Source organism: Heliorestis acidaminivorans (assembly GCF_008933955.1).
GTDB lineage: Bacteria > Bacillota > Desulfitobacteriia > Heliobacteriales > Heliobacteriaceae > Heliorestis > Heliorestis acidaminivorans.
Genome location: NZ_WBXO01000011.1, coordinates 80,710 through 98,998 on the forward strand (window position 1 = coordinate 80,710; position 18,289 = coordinate 98,998).

Genomic DNA, 18,289 nt, shown 5'->3' on the forward strand with positions numbered 1-18,289 from the left:
GAGGTAATAGCGAAAAGTTTAACGTAGCAGTAAAAAGTTTATTAAAATGTTAGCATAAAGAACCATAGTTAGAAAAAAACTGAACCATTATAAAACTGAGTCATTGCAAGTCAGCTATTAGCGTAATGAAGGAGGTTCTTTGGTGTGAGCGAAGAAGAAACTTATAAGGCAACGGTACGCATCTATGGAGAACCTTACACAATAAAAGGGGCTGTGCCACCAGAACATATGCAGGCAGTAGCGGCTCTAGTGGATGAAAGAATGGAACAGATAAGCCGTAAAGCACCGCACCTATCAATCTCCAAAGTCGCCGTTCTGGCCTCTTTTCATTTGGCTCATGACTTAATGAAAATACAAGAGGACTATGACGATCTCATCAAACTATTGGAAGACTCTCACGCATCAAAAATTACGAACCCCTAGGAAAAAAGCGCCATAATGACGGGGAGGCGCTTTTTTCATTGTTCATTAAGCAAAATAGCCTGCTTGTTCTCTGGGCAAAATAGCCTGAAGGAGGCGTAAGGATGCATAACCAAGAGATCGCCTGGGCATTATCCGAAATTGCTGATTTAATGGATATTATAGGAGAGAACTCCTTTAAAGTAAGAGCTTTTCGCCAGGGTGCTCTCATCGTAGAATCCATAGAAAGCCCCGTAACGAAGCTAGTTGCTCGCAATCAGCTGTCCAAGATTCGAGGTATTGGTAAAGGACTTTGTGCAGAAATTGAGTCTCTTGTCCATTATGAGAAAAGTCAACTGCTTGAGAAACTGCGCAATGAAGTTCCCCCAGGCTTACTTGAAATCTTAGACCTTCCTAACGTAGGTATCTCCAGCGTACGAACTTTCTTCAAAGCAGGTATCACGACTATAGAAGAACTAGAAGAAATGGCTAAGGCTCGCAAAATACGCCAACTACCCGGTCAAGGGCCGAAGACAGAATTGGCTATTTTACGAGGCATTGAAATGATTCGCCGTCGTAGTGGAAAATTTCCTATTGGCATTGCCAAATCAGCGGCAGAAAGCTTTGTGCATTTCCTAAAGAATCTACCGGAAGTTAATCGAGTAGAATTAACAGGCGATCTACGTCGCCATGAAGAAATGGTACAAGAAATATATATATTATGTACTGCTGAAGAAGAGTCAGCACTGCTAGAACTGCTCAAAAAGCATCCTTCAGCTACTCATATATTGGATGAAGGAGCAGGCTATCTTCGTTTTCGTCTAACTTTTGGAATTCCTATGCATATCGAAGTTACGTCGGAAGCAGAATTTATACCGCGCTGGGTAGAGACAACAGGAACAGAAGCACACTGGCAAGCTTTACAAGATCTTCGAAGAGAGCAAGCAAGTCACTACAATAACCCTTGGCAAAGCTACCAGACGACAGAAGAAGCGGAAGAAAATTATTATGAGAGCCTACAACTGCCTTGGATCGCACCAGAATTGCGAGATAGTGGACAAGAAGTAGAAAAAGCTAAGCAAGGTAAGCTTCCTAAACTGATCAAGGAACAAGACATTCGGGGCGATTTGCACATTCATACCAAATGGAGTGATGGTGTATCGTCTCTTGAAGAGATGGTTATGGCTTGTCAGAGCAGAGGTTATGAGTACATGGCCATTACCGACCACTCTCAGTCCCTCCATATTGCCCGCGGTTTATCAGAAGAGCAGTTATTAAAGCAGAAAAAAGCTATTGAAAGTCTCAACAAAAACAGTGCAGACTTTACCGTTTTTTCTGGTGTAGAGATGGACATCTTAACAGACGGTCGCCTTGATTATCCTGATGAATTTATTCAGGAAATGGATCTCGTAATTGCTTCTGTGCACACATCTCTGCGGCAAGAGCGCCATAAAATACACAATCGTATAGAGCAAGCTCTCAAAAATCCCCACGTAGATATTTTAGCGCACCCTACAGGACGCTTATTAGGTTCGAGAGATCCCTATGACGTTGATATTGACTGGCTGTTTGATTTGGCCGCTAAGACTGGCACAGTACTTGAAATTAACGCTTCACCAGAACGATTAGATTTATCGGCTAATCTTGTTAAGCAAGCTAAAGAACGAGATATCTTGATTGCTATTAATACAGATGCCCATGATCGTGCTCGACTTGGTGACATTCAATACGGCATTAACAATGCACGCAAAGCGGGACTAGAAAAAGAAGATGTACTCAACTGCTATAGTCTCAAAGAAGTTCAGAAGATACTAAATAAACCTAAAAGCAAAAGAAATAGTAGAAGCTGAAACATATTAAGGAGGAAGCAACGTTGAAACTACAAGAAATCTATCAACTCATGGTCTCCATGGGTGTCGATGCCGACCCTAGAGGAAGGCAACAAGTAGAATCACAACTGGCTGAACGTCAAAAAGAATATGAAAAGCTTAAGGAAGCAGAACGAGAAGATTACAATATTGATTCACTACAGAACCCTTATAGCGATACAGCCATACTTTACGGTGATGGGAACAGGCAGGTAAAACGCTTACTAGTAGGTATTGATGTAGAAGTTGGTGAAGTCCTTTTAGCTGATCGGTTAAGAGAAAAAGGTAACCCTATCGATCTAGTCGTAGCCCACCATCCCGAAGGAAAAGCTTTATCAGCTCTTCATCAGGTGATGCACATGCAAGAAGATTTGTTGCATCGCTTAGGTGTGCCTGTGAACGTCGCTGAAGGCATTATGGCTAGCCGCATCGGTGAAGTTAAGCGAGGTCTAGCTCCATTGAACCATAATCGAGCTGTTGATGCCGCCGCTATTTTAGATTTGCCTATTATGTGCGTACACACGCCAGCTGATAATCAAGTACAAACCTTTCTTCAACGTATGATTGATGAGCGGAATCCCCAAAAAGTAAGCGATATCTTAAAACTGCTCAAAGAAATTCCTGAATACAAGTCAGCGGCTAAGCGAGGCTCAGGCCCAACGCTTTTTGCGGGCAGAAAAGATGGTCGTTGCGGAAAAGTTGTTGTAGACATGACAGGTGGAACTTCTGGTTCTGAAGAAGCTTATGCCAAGCTAGCGCAAGCTGGTGTGGGTACTATAGTTGGTATGCATATGGGTGAAAAGCATCGTAAAGAAGCTGAAAAATACCACATTAACGTAGTAATCGCAGGACATATGGCTAGCGATTCTTTAGGCATGAATCTTTTGCTAGACGCTCTGGAAAGACAAGGTCTAGAGATCGTCCCTTGTGCAGGTATGATTCGTTTTAGTCGTAACATTAAAGGCTAATTCATCAAGAGAAAGACTGCTAAAGGTCGCCAACCTCTAGCAGTCTTTTCTTACCATTAGATACCAAGTATGTATAGCTGTTGAAAGCAAAATATATACATAATCATGTATACTGCATAACGAATCAAGATTTATTGTTCCGAGAATATAAATTTGTTATGATTAGCAAGTATTTCGATAAGGAGGTGAGACAGTATGATCATGACTTCAGCAGAAAAGTCTTTTGTACTAGAACAAGCTAGAGAACATCAAGTGAAATTTGTACGATTACAATTTTCTGATATCTTTGGCATTCCCAAAAACGTATCAATTCCCGTAGAACAATTACCTAAGGCATTAGATGGAGACATTGCTTTTGATGGTTCCTCCATTGATGGTTTCGTTCGGATTGAAGAATCTGATATGATGCTTAAGCCTGATCCTTCAACTTTTACTGTCTTTCCTTGGACGCCCAAAGAAAGCAAAGTTGCTCGTCTCATTTGTGATGTGGCCTTGCCGGATGGCCAGCCATTCATGGGATGCCCTCGTACTGCTTTGCGTCGTGTGCTGGCCGAAGCGGATGAGCTCGGATATAGTGCTTTTAACGTAGGTCCAGAAGCGGAATTTTTTCTCTTCCATGTAGATGAAGATGGTAAACCCACAACGATTACCCACGATAAAGCTGGGTATTTTGACCTTACACCAGTTGATCTAGGAGAAAGCGCCCGTCGGGAAATGGTGTTGACCCTAGAAGCTATGGGATTTGAAATTGAAGCTTCCCACCACGAGTTGGCACCGGGACAGCATGAGATAGATTTCAAATACGATCACGCCTTGGCAGTGGCTGATAAAGTTATGACTTTCAAGTTCGTAGTCAGAACGATCGCTCAAAGGCACGGTCTGCACGCTACTTTTATGCCTAAGCCAATTTTTGGTATAGCCGGTTCTGGTATGCATATGAACCAATCGCTGTTTAAAGGCAATCAGAACGTTTTCTTTGATCCTCAGGGAGAGCGTCAGCTAAGCAAAGAGGCTTATCATTATATTGCTGGGTTAATGGAACACGTGAAAGCCATGACAGCAATTACTAATCCCATAGTTAACTCTTATAAGCGTCTAGTCTCAGGCTTTGAAGCACCTGTTTATGTTGCTTGGTCAGCTCAAAACCGTAGTCCCCTTATTCGTATTCCAGCCAAAAGAGGGCTGAGTACGCGTGTTGAACTGCGTAATCCTGATCCTTCATGTAACCCCTATCTGGCTTTAACAGTTGCTCTTAAGGCAGGTCTAGACGGTATTAAGCGAGAACTTATGCCTCCTCCAGCTGTTGATCGTAACATTTACACTATGACAGAAGCAGAGAGAGCAGAGCAGTCTATCGGTGAATTACCAATGAACTTACAAGAAGCATTAGAGGCTTTGCAAAAGGACAGTGTAATTCAAGAGGCGTTAGGACCACATATCTATGAACGGTATATGGATGCAAAGCTCAAGGAATGGGATGCTTATCGCATTCAAGTTCATCAATGGGAGATAGATCAATATCTAACACGTTACTAGAAACCATAGCGTTACTTTCATAGTGTCAGAACTATAAGCTCGATTTTGAAGGTTCATATGAACACTATCTTTTATGTTATCATTGTTTCAAAAACTTTATATGGAGGTTGTTAAGTATGACTTACAGCAAACTTAACCGCAGTGCTGCAACACTTACTAAGTGTCGGACTCCCGACAGTATCGTTCCTTTCTCGGGCCTTTGCGCCACCTGTTTAGACGGTTGCCCAGGTTTTTGTGAAGTGGGCAAAGCGGCTTATCGTTCCAAAGAGACACTTTATCCCCAACCTTTTGGAACTACTACCTCCGCTTCAGAAAAAGACTACCCCGTTGACTACTCACACTTCAATATTATGGGAACAGCTGTAGGTGCTCACGGTATTGAAGCGGACTCTGATAAAGCTATCTTCCCGGCCGCCAACATAGAAACGGAAATCGGTAATGAACATAAAATCAAACTGAAAAACCCTATTATTGTTGCTGGTATGGGCTCTACTAACGTAGCCGCTAACAACTGGGATCATCTAGCTTCTGGCTGTGCTATCTCCGGTGCCGCCATAGTTATTGGTGAGAATATTTGTGGCATGGACCCTAACGTAGAGATCAAAAACGGTCGTGTTGTCCACTCTCCTGCTTTAGAAAAGAGAGTTCGTGACTTCCAAGACTGGTACCAAGGCTATGGTTGCATTGCTGTGCAAGCTAACGTAGAAGACACTCGCCTTGGAGTACAAGAGTACGCTATTGAGAAGCTCGGCGTTACTGCTGTAGAACTCAAGTGGGGTCAAGGTGCTAAAGACATTGGCGGTGAAGTTAAGCTCAACTCTTTAGAGAGAGCTCTCGAATTACACAGCCGTGGCTATATCGTTTTACCTGATCCAACTGACGCTGGCGTGCAAAGGGCTTACAAGAGCGGATCCTTCAAAGAGTTCGAGCGTCACTCCCGCGTAGGTATGGTAACTCGTGAATCTTTCATGGCTCGTGTGGAAGAGTTACGTCAAGCTGGTGCTAAGAACATCTTCTTGAAGACCGGTGCTTATAGAGCTGTAGACTTAGCTAGAGCTGTTAAGTTTGCTTCCGATGCTAAGCTAGACTTGCTTACTGTCGACGGTGCTGGTGGCGGTACTGGTATGAGCCCTTGGAGAATGATGAACGAGTGGGGCGTACCAACTATCTACATTCAGTCCCTCTTGATTAAGTATCTTGACCAGCTGAAAGAGAAAGGTGCGTACATCCCACCTGTAGCTATCGCTGGTGGTATCACCTTAGAAGATCAGATGTTCAAAGCTTTTGCCATGGGTTCTCCTTACATTAAAGTTATTGCCATGGCTCGTTCACCTCTCACAGCCGCTATGGTTGGTAAAACTATCGGCAACCAGATCAAAGAAGGTAAGGTTTCTGGCGACGCTGCCAAGTACGGCACCAATGTGGAGCAAATCTTCGCACAAGCTTGCAATGTGAAGAATATGCTCGGCGATCGCTACAGTGATCTCCCAGTTGGTGCCATTGGTGTGTACAGTTACTTTGAGCGCCTCGGCATGGGCCTTAAGCAGTTTATGTGTGGTGCTCGCAAATTCTCCCTCGACTACATCACTCGTGATGACGTTGTGGCTCTCACCAAAGAAGCGGCTGAAATCAGCGGCATTCGTTACATCATGGAACATGATGAAGAAGAAGCTCAAGCTATCTTAAATAGCTAATCAAAAAAAGGCCTACTCCTAAGCTAGTGGAGTGGGCCTTTTTTTGCTTTTAGGAGAGAAGCTAAAGATGCTTGCCAGGGAGGTAAAGCAATACCAAAATCTTTTTGTAGCTCTGTAGTAGATAGAACAGAATAAGCAGGTCTTTGAGCAAAAGAAGGGTAAGCTTCTGTAGCAACAGGTTTAAGAGAAGCCCATAACTTGTTAGGATGATTACTGCGCATGATTTTTAGAATTTCTTCAGCAAAGCCAAACCAACTGGTAGCTCCCTTAGCACTTAGGTGGTAAAGCTGTTTATAATCGGACCAGTGCGATACTTTGCGCAGTACTTTTTCAACTAATTGTACTGTAGCTAGCGCTAGAGTACTGCTGTCATTAGGGACACCTATCTGATCGTCTACCACGGCAACTTCTTTCTTTTCTTCTAAAAGATTTTTTATGGTCATGAGAAAATTTTGACCTCTTAGTCCGTAAATCCAGCTAGTACGCAAGATTAGATAAGCACCATCTACAGCTTGAATAGCCTGTTCGCCCTCTAACTTACTCTGTCCATAGCGGTTTAAGGGGCTAGGTTCATCATCTTCTGTGTAAGGTGCATGTTTATCTCCATTGAAAACGTAGTCTGTTGAATAGTGAATGAGCATTCCATTAGTTTTTTTTAACTCTTCTGCCAGAATGGCTGGTGCGAGAGCATTCACTTTTTGAGCTAAGACAGGTTCTTCTTCCGCTTTATCAACAGCCGTATATGCACCTGCATTGATTACTAGATCAGGGCGTATCAGGCGCATATATTCTCGAATAGTATCTGGTTCAGATAAGTCCAGTTGACTTCGTTCGAGGGCGATAAGATCACCTAAGGGTGCTAGCAAAGGTTCTAACTGTGAACCTAGTTGACCTTTTTTTCCGATGAGCAATATTCGGGGCATGCCCGAACCTCCTAATTTTTACTTTCTAATGCCTAAAGGAAGGTGGACCCTTTCAGTGAGTACACAAAAGGCCTGTTCGTTTGTGCATATTGGCCTATGCTTTTGATACAAGCTTTGTTGTAGTCATAGACAAGGTTACGACAACCTCTTTTGGGCCTAGACTTTCTTTTCAATCTATGAAAGGATAGAGAAAAGGGTGTATGGGCCTTTCTTTTTCATTGGTCAAGCATTTGTTATAATGAGATATGTAGAAAAAGATAGAATGTAAGCAAACGTAAGGAGGCCACTTTGTGCCTGAATTGCCTGAATTATTAGCGCCGGCTGGTTCGATGGAAGCTCTACGAGGTGCTATCGAAAATGGAGCCGATGCTGTCTACTTAGGTGGCACCCGTTTTGGTGCTCGCCAATATGCCTCTAACTTTGACCTCGATGAATTAGCTCAAGCTGTTCAATATGCTCATCAACGTAATGTTGCTGTTTATGTAACCGTCAATACGTTGCTTCATGATCGAGAGCTAGAGGAGCTGACTGATTATGCTCGCCAGCTATATTTAGCTCAAGTAGATGCTCTCATTATTCAAGACCTAGGTGTATTACGCAGGTTGCGTACTCTTTTTCCAGACTGGGAGCTTCATGGCAGTACGCAGATGACTGTAAGCAATGTTGAAGGAGCAGCTTTTTTGGCTCAAGAAGGTTTGAATAGAATCGTTTTAGCCAGAGAATTATCGCTTACGGAGATTCAGAAGATTACAGAGCTTCCCAATATAGAAGTAGAGGTCTTCGTCCACGGGGCTCTTTGCATTTGCTACTCTGGTCAATGTCTCATGTCTAGTCTCATTGGAGGACGAAGTGGAAACCGCGGTCGTTGTGCGCAACCTTGTCGACTAACTTATGACTTGGTCGATGAAGAGGGGCAAAATCTAATAGATGGAAAAAAAGTAGGCCACCATTTACTAAGTCCTAGAGACATTAAGACTATCGAACATCTACCAGCTTTAATCGCAGCAGGTGTTAAATCCCTAAAAATAGAAGGAAGAATGAAAAAGCCCGAATATGTAGCTACTGTCGTTCATCAGTACCGTCAGGCTCTTGATCGAGCTTTAGAAGGATCTTTTCAGGTACTAGAAGAGGAAGAAAGACGACTCCATCAGATCTTTAACCGCTCTTTTTCACCTTCTTATTTGCAAGGTAACCCTGGTCAAGACTTGATGAGTTATAAAAGGCCCAATCATCGTGGTTTTTATATAGGACGAGTCAGAAGCAGTGATTACAAACAAAATCTTGTACACATCGATTTGGATGAAACTTTATCTCTAGAAGACGAAATTGAAGCCTGGGTCTCTAAAGGTGGTCGAACTACTACAGCTGTCAAGGAAATGACTGTAGCAGAAGAAAAAAGAGAAAAAGCCTTACCGGGAGAAGTTGTAACTCTTTCCTGGCAAGGCGCTTTCCGTACAGGCGATCGGGTTTTTAAGATATATGACCATGAATTGATGAATTGGGCTCGCCAATCTTACCAGCGCCCAAGCCTCTTAAGTCGCATCCCTTTAGTAGGTCAGGTGACTGCCCAAGTAGGCTTACCACTGACGGTAACTTACTGTGATGGAGAAGGTAACAAAGGACAAGCTAGTACAGAAGATGTTGTCCAAATAGCGTTGAAACGACCTTTGACAGAAGAGGTTTTGAGAGAGCAACTAGGTCGGCTCGGTACAACTGCCTTTTCCTTAGAAAGCTTAGAATGTCAGCTCGACTCAGCGGCCATGGTACCTTTAAGGCAATTGAACGAAGTACGCCGTCAAGCTATTGCTGAATTAGAAAAAAATCGAGCAGAGAGATTCACTAATCCTGCTCTTGATGAGGAAATTTGGCGGCAGAATCTGCGAAAAATCCAAAAGCCTTCGCCACTAGCTCAGAACGACACTGTCACTGTTGAGGCAGGGAAAAGGCTTTCATCTAAACCCTCAGCAAAGCCCTCCGGCAAAGCTTCTTCAGGGCCTTTGCTTTCTGTTACCGTAGAAGGTCTGGCCGCTGTACAAAGCGCCATAGAAGGTGGAGCAGATGAAATCTACTTAAGCACAGAAGGCTTTCGTCACCGTCGACCTTTTCAGGTAGGAGAAGAGAAAAAAGCTCTTGAGCTTTGTAGCAAGTCAGGCCTACAAGCTGTCGTCGCTTTGCCTCAGCTCTATCGAGTAGAACAAGAAAAAGAAGTAGAAGCAATTATCAGCAGATGGTATTCTGCAGGCGCTCGTACCTTTCTTATTGCTAATCTAGGATATCTACCATTGTTAAGAACCTTGAGCCTAACAGGAGCAGACTTGCAGATCAGAGCTGACTATCCACTCTGGGTAATGAACACAGAAGCGGCCTCTTTTTTACGTGAGCAAGGACTAGATAGCTTTACCCTTAGTCCAGAGCTAGCGTGGATTCAGATAGAAAAAATGATGCAAGTGACAGCACCGAAGAAGGGCTTAACAGCAAAGGATTTTGAAATGATTATTCATGGCTCATTGAACATGATGATTAGCGAATATTGTGCCGCTGGTGCACTTCTTGGTGAGCGGAGCAATCAAAAAGCTTGTAACAAGCCTTGTCTGCGTCACAAAGAACTTTATCTACAAGACCGCATGAATTTTCGATTTCCGATCTACGTTGATGCCTTTTGTCGCATGCACTTAATGAATGCCAAAGATCTTGCTCTGATAGAAAAGTTACCACAACTAGCTCAACTAGGCTTGGGAAGATTGCGTATCGAAGGTCGTACAGAATCACCGGCCTGGATAAAAAAAGTTACTACTATCTATAGCCAAGCCTTAAAGCTGTGGCGAACAGGCAAATTGCAAGATCAGCATCTTCAGAAAGCCGTGACAGAGCTTACTTCTTGTCACCAAGCAGGATATACGAAAGGTCATCTATTCCGCGGTGTTGAGTAAGCAGAAAAAACATTAAAAAAAGCAAATTGGCAAGACAAAGGGAGAGAAAAAGCATTTTGATGGATCCGATCTTGCACAAGCTGGAGTTTTATAAAATTATTGAAAACCTAGCCCAACTGTGCACTTCTTCATTAGGCAAAGAAAAAGCCCAAGAGCTTAGGCCTTCCACCAAAGGTTGGCATATTAAAGATGGGCTAGCGGAAACGACAGAAGCGAAAGAAACGCTTCGTCTTCGTCCCAGCGTGCCCTTAGCTGGTCTTCAAGATATTCGTTCTGCTCTCAAAAAAGCACAAATCGGTGGTCTCTTAGAGCCGGAGGAGCTTTTGCGAGTTTCTTCTACCTTGCGAGCTTCAAGGAAAATGCGCACATTCCTAACTACAGAAGAGAAAGAAGAAAGGCCCATTCCCATGCTTAAAGCACTAGCTGAAGGTCTGGGCAATTATCGCAACATAGAAGAAGAGATTAACCGTTGCATTATTGGAGAAGGGGAAATTGCTGACAATGCATCAGCAGAACTACAACGGATTCGTAAAACGATTAAAACCTTTCAAACAAGAGTACGGGAAAAGTTAGAAGCTATTATTCGAAGTCCCGAAAAACAAAAATACTTACAAGAAGCTCTCGTCACTGTGCGCGGTGACCGCTATGTTGTTCCTGTCCGTCAAGAATATCGCAACCAGATTCCTGGGCTTATCCACGATCAGTCAGCCTCTGGTGCCACCGTATTTATTGAACCTATGGCTGTTGTCGAATTGAACAATGACTTGAAACGCTATCATGCCGCTGAGAAAACGGAAATCTTAAGAATTTTGCAAAGTCTTTCTGTTCTAGTAGGGCAAGAAAGCGAAGATATAGCTGTAAGTACAGAAATCCTCAGCCGTCTTGACTTTATCTTTGCCAAAGCTAGACTGTCACAGAAAATGGATGGTGGAGAACCAGCTATCAATCAAAGGGGACAGTTGACTATTCGCTCAGGTAGACACCCTTTGATTACAGGCAAAGTTGTCCCTGTCTCAATTGAGTTAGGGAAAAAATTTCGAACTCTCGTCATTACAGGCCCTAATACAGGTGGAAAAACAGTAACCTTAAAGACTGTAGGCCTTCTAACGCTTATGGCTCAGGCTGGCTTGCATGTACCTGCTGAACCAGGCACAGAGCTAGCTATTTTTGAACAGATTTTCGTAGATATAGGTGACGAACAATCTATCGAACAATCATTAAGTACTTTCTCATCTCACATGACTAATCTCGTACAGATTTTGGAAAAAACAGACTCTTCAAGCTTAGTTTTACTAGACGAACTCGGAGCAGGCACCGATCCTACGGAAGGTGCTGCCCTTGCTCAAGCCATACTAGAGTACTTACACCAAAAAGGTGCTAAAACCATCGCCACCACACACTACAGCGAGCTCAAAACTTTTGCCTATACGAGTGAAGAAATTGAAAACGCTAGCGTAGAATTCGACATTGAAACCTTAAGCCCCACCTACCGATTGCTCATCGGTCGACCAGGTCGCTCTAATGCTTTCGAGATTTCAGGACGGCTAGGCTTAAGTCATAATATTATCGATCGCGCGCGCTCACTGCTTACGCAAGATGAACGAAACGTAGCTAACTTGATTGAACACCTCGAAGCTAATCAAGTAGAAGCGCAAAAAGAACGAGAAGAAGCTATGCGCTTACGACAAGAAGCAGAAGAATTACGACGAAAACTAGATCAGAGAGAAAAGGCTTGGCGAGAAAAAGAAGATAAAATCTTAATAAAAGCTCGTGACGAAGCTTATCGTATCGTGAAAGAAGCGAAAGATGAAAGCGAGCGCATCGTCAAAGATTTACGCTTAGCAATGAAGCGCTTGCCTATTAAGGAAGAATTGCTCAAAGCAGAACAAGAACGTAACAAATTAAGGCAAATGCAAGATACAATTACAGGGCAAAGGCTAAATAAAGAAGAAAGAGCCCATAATGGGCTCAAAACAGTAAAAATCGGCCAAACTGTACGCGTGCCAAGACTCAATCAAAAAGGCAGTGTATTAACACTGCCTAATAATCAAGGTGACCTGCAAATTCAAGCAGGTATTTTGAAGCTTACCGTAAATATTAAAGAACTAGAAGCTACAGAAGAAGAAAAAGAGGAAAAAGGAAGAACATCTTACGCAGTCATGGCCGGAGATAAAGCGCGAGAAATCTCTAGAGAATTAGATTTCCGTGGTACTACTGTTGATGAAGCTATGGAACAAGTCGCCAAGTACCTAGATGATGCCTATCTTACAGGCACTTCACCTGTGTATCTCATTCATGGTAAAGGAACAGGCGCCTTGCGCTCCGCTATCAGAAGCTATCTGAAAAACCATCATTACATCAAATCCTTCCGCAATGGAGAGCAGGGTGAAGGTGGTCTCGGCGTTACTGTTGTTGAGATGAAAAGCTAAAAGAGTTCTGCCGGTGGTGTTAAGGGTCTCTCTATAACATCATCGGCTTCTTGTTTTTTCTCTTCTTCATCTTTTTTCCCATTCCCTGAAGCAGGAGGTTCAGCAGGAACAGATGGGACATTGCGATCATTTTGAGAAGGCGACGAATTGCCAGAAGAATTAGAAGATGAGTTTTGTTGTTGCTGATTATTTTCAGCAGGAGAAGGTGAGGGAGTTGCAGGTGCTGGTGTTGGAACAGCTGGCGTTTCATTAGGTCTCAAAGGTACATCTGGTGTATTGTTAGAATCAGCATCATCTGCATCTTCATCCGCTACGATAGGCGTTGGCACTTCTAATGCCGCATCTAGAGGTCGCTTTGCACCTGTATAGGGAACGGGCCTTTGTAAAAAGACAGCTCTAGTCAAGCCACCTTCACAGTCATCACCAAAAGTATAAGGTAAGCCTGTATCGACACAAACAACACCTTCTACCCACACATTGCTCGTCTCTTTTGGCACAGTTCGCTCATCAAAAATTTCGGTTTTTATAAATTGAGAAGGAGTAAGGTCGCTAGGTAACATACCAGACTTAATATCCACAGCTACTTCTGTCAGACCACGAGGTCTTGGAAAAGCTTTTACAGGCACATCTCTTAGCGCCGCCGTCATTACAGAGCGCCATATTTGAGCGGGATAAGAACCACCATAAGTTTGATAAAGGTAGTTGTTGCGGTCTGTTTGGTCATATCCCATCCAGACAACCCCAACAAGCTCGGGCGTATAAGCGGCAAACCAAGCATCTTTGTTACCGCGCATGCCTCGAAACTGAGGATCGTCTTTTGGTAATTCCGTCGTCCCTGTTTTACCAGCTACAGGACGATTCATCTGTGCTCGCGTACCCGTACCACTTTGTACAACTGTCTCTAACATACTTGTCATCAGATAAGCTGACGTTTCTTTCATTACAATATCTTGTTTCGGTTTAGCTTGAACATAAACATTGCCTTCGCGATCGAGTATTTGCGTAACAGCATGGGGCTCAATCCATACCCCTTTGTTAGCAAAAGCACCGTAGGCACCAGCCATTTCCAAAGGGTTAGTTCCGTGAGTTAAACCACCTAGGCTAAGTCCTAAAACTTGATCTCTTTTGTCATCTAGAGACTTAATGCCAAGTCTTTTGGAAAAATTATAACCGTTTTGCACGCCAATCTCGTTAAGTAACTTAACAGCATAGATGTTCACAGAATACTGCGTTGCTTCCCGCATCGTTATTAAACCACGATAAACGCCATCATAGTTATCTGGTTCATAATTACCGTAACGAACGGGAACATCGTCAACAACTGTTGCCGTTGTCCTTCCCATCTCTAGAGCAGGAGCATAAACAGCAACTGGCTTAAAAGCAGAACCAGGTTGTCGCTTCAAGTCTGTAGCCCTGTTAAAACCTCTTTTAGCTGTATGCTCTCGACCGCCTACAAGAGCGCGAATCTGCCCTGTAGTATGATCGATAACGGCCATAGAAGCTTGCACAGGTTGACTTCCGCGGCTTGGAGGATAGTTTTTGCTGTCAGAAAGAGATGTTTCAGCTGGTCTCTGAACTTTAGGATCAACAGTCGTATAAATGCGTAAACCGCCTCTGTAGAGAAGGTTTTCGCTGATACCGTATTTTTCAATAGTTTCCTGAATGACATAATCAACAAAATAAGGATAGAGGTTGGAGCTAGCTGAACCGACACGATTGCCGCGCTCCACTACAGTAGGTTGATTTTGCTTTGCTTCTTCCGCTTCTTCCGCAGTAATGTAACCAAAACGATTCATCTGCGTCAGCACTAGCTGGCGGCGCTGTTCAGCCAGTTCAGGATTACGGTAGGGAGACCAGTGGTTAGGAGCGTTAGGCATAGCCGCTAGTAAGGCCGCTTCATGAAGGCCTACTTCACTAATGGGCTTTCCGAAGAAAGTATGAGCGGCAGCTTGTACACCATAAGCACCTTCTCCGAAATAGATTCGATTCAGGTACATCTGAAAAATTTCATCTTTGGAGTAGGTACGCTCTAACTGAAAAGCAAGCATAGCCTCTTGTACTTTACGCTTTAATTTTTTATCAGGTGTCAAAAAAGCATTTTTTACTAACTGCTGTGTAATCGTAGAAGCACCTTGAGTACCATAACCGCCTGTGATATTAGCCATAACAGCTCGAATCATAGCAAGAAAATCGACACCGTGGTGTTCATAGAACTTGTTATCCTCAATAGCCAAAAAGGCATCAAGGACACTTTGTGGTATCGTATCTAATTCTACAAGGGTTCTGTTTTCCCCACCATGAAGCCTAGCAAACTCATTGCCATGAATATCGTATAAAATGCTTGTTGTATGAACATCTAAATCGTCAGGACTAAACGAAGGCGTATCGGTTGCCCACGCAAAAAGTAATCCTGATCCAACACCCAGGCCAACTACCAGCAGAACTGCTGTGATAAAGATAATAAAGCGAGGCCAGTGAATTTTTCTTTTTTTGCGTTTCACTGTATTTTTTTGTTCCTGGGGTTTATCACGTTCCACAGGGAAAGCCCTCCTTTCGACTTCTTGCCTATTATAGCACAGGAGAGGGAAGTCGTTACAATGGTCTTTTATAGTACAAAAAGGTTGAAAAAAGCGAATTATGGTCACTTTCTTGAAAGAAGTGGAAAAACATGATAAAGTTTAGTTTATTGAGCAAAGCAGGAGGGAATCAGCGTGACGGAAGAGACAGCGATGCCAAAACCAGCACACTCTGATGATGCACCATCACCAGAAGTACAAAAGGAAGTGGCACGTCAATTAGCAATTATCAAGCGAGGAACAGCTGAAATTATACCGGAAGAAGAACTTACCAAAAAATTAGAACAATCGATTATTAAAAATAAACCTTTGCGCATCAAGCTAGGACTTGATCCTACAGCGCCTGATATACATCTAGGCCACACCGTTGTATTGCAGAAGCTTCGTCATTTTCAAGATTTGGGACATCATGTGATCATCATTATTGGTGACTTTACAGGTCGCATCGGCGATCCTTCCGGCAAGTCAGAGACACGGAAACAACTATCAGAAGAAGAAGTAAATCGCAATGCAGAAACTTACAAAGTACAGATATTTAAAATCCTAGACCATGAAAAAACAGAAGTAACATTTAACTCCTCCTGGCTAAACCCATTAAATTTTGCAAATATCTTGGAGCTAGCGTCAAAATATACGGTAGCTCGTATGCTAGAGCGCGATGATTTTACCAAACGCATGAAAGAAAACCTTCCTATAGGAATTCATGAACTTTTCTATCCTTTAATGCAAGGATACGACTCAGTAGCATTGCAAGCCGATGTGGAATTAGGAGGCACAGACCAGAAATTTAACTTGCTCGTAGGACGAGCTTTACAGAAAGAGTATGGCCAAGCCTCGCAAATAGCTATCACCATGCCGATCCTAGAAGGTCTCGATGGCGTTAACAAGATGAGTAAAAGTCTTGGTAATTACATCGGCATTAATGAGTCTCCCCGGGAAATGTATGGAAAAACCATGTCTATAGCCGACAATCTTATGATTCGTTACTATGAATTAGTTACTAACGTACCTTTAGATGAGATAGAAAAAATCTCTGCCGGTTTAGAATCAGGACAGATACATCCTCGCGATGCTAAAATGAGATTAGCTCGAGAAATTGTTTCTACCTATCATAATGCAGAAGCGGCTCAACAAGCAGAAGCAGAATTCATCAATATTTTTCAGAAAAAAGAACTACCAGATGAGATTCCTGAATATAAAGTTCCCGCAGACTTAGAAACAAACGGTACCGTCTGGATCGTTAAACTTTTGGTGGAAGCTGGTTTGGTCAAAAGTAATGGCGAAGGTCGTCGCATGATCAATCAAGGCGCTGTTAAGATTGATAACGAGACAATCAAAGACGATAAAGCAGAAGTAACAATTCAAGATGGTATGATTGTTAAAGTAGGTAAGCGTAAGTTTGCCAAAGTAATAAAATAAAAGTAGCCAAAAGAAAAAGGTTGAGACAACAGACAATAGTCCTTACTCCTTAGTCCTTAGTCTTTCTATATCAACCGGTACATCAAAAGGGTGGTTTTAGCATCAAAGCTAGACCACCCTTTTTTGTATACCTCACTGTTTAAGACATTTGAGAAAGTTTTATTATCATAAACTTAAAGTAGATAACATAAGCATAATAATTCAAAGAAAGATTCTTGTAGGAGTATAGCTCTTTTTTGTTTTTTAGACATGGAACATAAGTAAAGTACTTAAGTTTGCATAGTTTAATCATTAGTCTATTATCTCAGTGTTTTTCAAAACGAAATATAATGAGGAAGATGCACCTTTTTTGAGTTATTGCATAGATTGAGGGAGCAGGGAGGTGACTCTGATGTTTTGGCTTCGCTTAAGATGGTTATTCGAGCGTTGGAGAGGGCGACTGCTAATTATCTTTATAACAGTTCCTCTGTTGTTGCTATTGTCACTCCCTGTTTTTTTTGTTTATGCGGAAAACAATTTACGAAGCACCGTTATAGCTATGGCTGAAGCGAGAGGAAAAGCGCTTGCTGTAGAAGCAATCAATGAAGCTATCCGTCATAGAATTGCCAATCAAAATGAATTTCAAGATCTAATTATCTATAAAACTGATCAACAAGGAAGGATTGTTTTACTTCAACCTAATACGATCATGATTAATCACCTTGCCGCTGAAACAGCATTAGAAGTTCAAGATACACTATCTAACCTTAACAGCACTGAATTGAAAATACCGCTAGGTCAAATATCAGGCTCTAGCCTTTTTGCTAACCGAGGTCCTACTCTACCAGTTCGTATCCTTCCTATAGGAACAGTTCAAGTAAAAGCAGTAGAGACTTTTGAAGAAGCTGGTATCAACCAGACCAAATTTATGGTCTTTCTCGATATTGAAACAGTTGTGCGTATCGTAGTGCCCATGGTAACTTCAGATATGGCTGTTAACACCATCGTCCCCATTTCAACTACCATCATTCCCGGTGAAGTTCCCCACGTTTATATGGGAGGCAACAGTGGCATCATGCCATCCATCGATATTTCCAAAACTGCAGAATAGCAAATGATTAATCTTATTTCAAAAAAACTCTTGACCTTTATAGAACTACTGTGATAAGATACTCCTTGTCGCCGCGATGCGACAAACAACAGCAAAAAAACTTGTTGACACAACGAAGTTAATGTGATAAGATAGCTTTTGTTGACGCAACAAGCGACAAAAAACAACAGAAAGCAACAAAAAAAGCTTACTGTTCTGGTCCTTGAAAATCAAACAGTTGTAAAAAAAGTCAAGCGTGCGAAACGTCGAAGCCGAAAGGCAGAGACACCAATCAATTTAAGTCAATTAGAGCTTGTCAAAGCTCCGGAATATAAGGATATAAAGGATGTTAACCGCTATTGCCATCCATGGCGCGGTTAACTTCGTAAAATCCATTTTACGGAGAGTTTGATCCTGGCTCAGGACGAACGCTGGCGGCATGCCTAACACATGCAAGTCGAACGGAGTCGATTAAGTA

General features: G+C 42.6%; 12 protein-coding genes and 1 rRNA gene. 11 read left to right on the top strand and 2 right to left on the bottom strand.

Annotation, left to right across the window (positions count from 1 at the left end):
* Positions 1-144: 144 nt before the first annotated feature.
* The 5 genes from zapA (at position 145) to F9B85_RS12305 (ending at position 6,465) form a co-directional block, all read left to right on the top strand.
* Positions 145-423 (top strand): cell division protein ZapA, encoded by a 279-nt coding sequence (zapA, locus tag F9B85_RS12285; protein WP_151621364.1) that lies wholly within the window; start codon positions 145-147, stop codon positions 421-423.
* 101 nt (positions 424-524) lie between these two features.
* Positions 525-2,249, top strand: coding sequence for a DNA polymerase/3'-5' exonuclease PolX (gene polX, locus F9B85_RS12290; protein WP_151621366.1), 1,725 nt, complete (start codon positions 525-527; stop codon positions 2,247-2,249).
* Between the two features lie 23 nt (positions 2,250-2,272).
* A complete protein-coding gene (locus F9B85_RS12295; RefSeq protein ID WP_151621368.1) occupies positions 2,273-3,235 on the top strand; it encodes an NGG1p interacting factor NIF3 in 963 nt (320 codons plus the stop codon).
* Between the two features lie 201 nt (positions 3,236-3,436).
* Positions 3,437-4,771, top strand: coding sequence for a type I glutamate--ammonia ligase (gene glnA / locus F9B85_RS12300; RefSeq protein WP_151621394.1), 1,335 nt, complete (start codon positions 3,437-3,439; stop codon positions 4,769-4,771).
* A 116-nt stretch (positions 4,772-4,887) separates the two neighbouring features.
* Positions 4,888-6,465, top strand: a complete 1,578-nt coding sequence (locus F9B85_RS12305) for an FMN-binding glutamate synthase family protein (RefSeq protein WP_151621370.1) — start codon at positions 4,888-4,890, stop codon at positions 6,463-6,465.
* A 23-nt stretch (positions 6,466-6,488) separates the two neighbouring features.
* Here F9B85_RS12305 and rfbD read toward each other — a convergent pair whose 3' ends face one another.
* Entirely contained in the window at positions 6,489-7,388 is a 900-nt protein-coding gene (gene rfbD / locus F9B85_RS12310) for a dTDP-4-dehydrorhamnose reductase (protein WP_151621372.1), read from the bottom strand.
* A 290-nt stretch (positions 7,389-7,678) separates the two neighbouring features.
* Between rfbD and F9B85_RS12315 the strand changes: the two genes are divergently transcribed.
* Entirely contained in the window at positions 7,679-10,318 is a 2,640-nt protein-coding gene (locus F9B85_RS12315; RefSeq protein ID WP_151621374.1) for a U32 family peptidase, read from the top strand.
* A gap of 59 nt (positions 10,319-10,377) precedes the next feature.
* Complete coding sequence (locus F9B85_RS12320) at positions 10,378-12,747, top strand: endonuclease MutS2 (protein ID WP_151621396.1); 2,370 nt, start codon at positions 10,378-10,380, stop codon at positions 12,745-12,747.
* Here F9B85_RS12320 and F9B85_RS12325 read toward each other — a convergent pair.
* Positions 12,744-15,284, bottom strand: a complete 2,541-nt coding sequence (locus F9B85_RS12325) for a transglycosylase domain-containing protein (protein ID WP_170270518.1) — start codon at positions 15,282-15,284, stop codon at positions 12,744-12,746. The genes F9B85_RS12320 and F9B85_RS12325 overlap by 4 nt on opposite strands.
* A gap of 192 nt (positions 15,285-15,476) precedes the next feature.
* On the opposite strand from F9B85_RS12325, the gene tyrS reads away from it, so the two are divergent.
* The 4 genes from tyrS to F9B85_RS14640 form a co-directional block, all read left to right on the top strand.
* The gene (tyrS, locus tag F9B85_RS12330) at positions 15,477-16,742 is read left to right on the top strand and encodes a tyrosine--tRNA ligase (protein WP_151621398.1); all 1,266 of its coding nucleotides are present in this window, start codon (positions 15,477-15,479) and stop codon (positions 16,740-16,742) included.
* A gap of 391 nt (positions 16,743-17,133) precedes the next feature.
* Complete coding sequence (gene yunB, locus F9B85_RS12335; RefSeq protein WP_151621378.1) at positions 17,134-17,832, top strand: sporulation protein YunB; 699 nt, start codon at positions 17,134-17,136, stop codon at positions 17,830-17,832.
* 138 nt (positions 17,833-17,970) lie between these two features.
* Positions 17,971-18,192 carry a hypothetical protein gene (locus tag F9B85_RS14635; RefSeq protein ID WP_207707117.1) on the top strand — a complete coding sequence of 74 codons (222 nt, stop codon included), beginning with the start codon at positions 17,971-17,973 and terminating at the stop codon, positions 18,190-18,192.
* 15 nt (positions 18,193-18,207) lie between these two features.
* Positions 18,208-18,289: ribosomal RNA gene (locus tag F9B85_RS14640) — 16S ribosomal RNA — on the top strand; the annotation flags it as partial.

What these genes read in the sequence shown, in the direction of transcription:
- polX (WP_151621366.1), top strand. Translation starts at nt 525, where the DNA reads ATGCATAACCAAGAGATCGCCTGGGCATTATCCGAAATTGCTGATTTA.
- glnA (WP_151621394.1), top strand. Translation starts at nt 3,437, where the DNA reads ATGACTTCAGCAGAAAAGTCTTTTGTACTAGAACAAGCTAGAGAACAT.
- F9B85_RS12305 (WP_151621370.1), top strand. Translation starts at nt 4,888, where the DNA reads ATGACTTACAGCAAACTTAACCGCAGTGCTGCAACACTTACTAAGTGT.
- rfbD (WP_151621372.1), bottom strand. Translation starts at nt 7,388, where the DNA reads ATGCCCCGAATATTGCTCATCGGAAAAAAAGGTCAACTAGGTTCACAG.
- F9B85_RS12320 (WP_151621396.1), top strand. Translation starts at nt 10,378, where the DNA reads ATGGATCCGATCTTGCACAAGCTGGAGTTTTATAAAATTATTGAAAAC.
- tyrS (WP_151621398.1), top strand. Translation starts at nt 15,477, where the DNA reads ATGCCAAAACCAGCACACTCTGATGATGCACCATCACCAGAAGTACAA.
- yunB (WP_151621378.1), top strand. Translation starts at nt 17,134, where the DNA reads ATGTTTTGGCTTCGCTTAAGATGGTTATTCGAGCGTTGGAGAGGGCGA.